The organism is Burkholderia sp. Tr-20390 (assembly GCF_017104595.1).
GTDB lineage: Bacteria > Pseudomonadota > Gammaproteobacteria > Burkholderiales > Burkholderiaceae > Burkholderia.
Genome location: NZ_JAAGPC010000474.1, coordinates 1 through 243 on the forward strand (window position 1 = coordinate 1; position 243 = coordinate 243).

1 protein-coding gene is annotated in these 243 nt (G+C 66.3%); it reads right to left on the reverse strand.

Going from position 1 to position 243, the window contains the following annotated elements; genetic code table 11:
* Positions 1 to 219, reverse strand: a 219-nt coding sequence (locus G3N98_RS39610) for an ATP-binding cassette domain-containing protein (RefSeq protein WP_206151160.1), incomplete at its 3' end; no start/stop codon positions are given.
* Positions 220 to 243 lie beyond the last annotated feature (24 nt).

Genomic DNA, 243 nt, shown 5'->3' on the forward strand with positions numbered 1-243 from the left:
GCCGCTCAGGATCTTGACGAAGGTCGACTTGCCCGCGCCGTTCGCGCCCATCAACGCGACGACTTCGCCGGCGCCGATCGACAGGTCGAGCGCCGACAGCGCGACGGTCGCGTCGAAGCGCTTCGCGATGCCCGTGGCGCTCAGGACAGGTGGTAACGTCGACCGATGAGGCCGATCGTCGCGCGTCACGTCCATCGTCTCGTTCGTCGCGCTATTCATACCGAAGATTCCGGACGGCGCGAT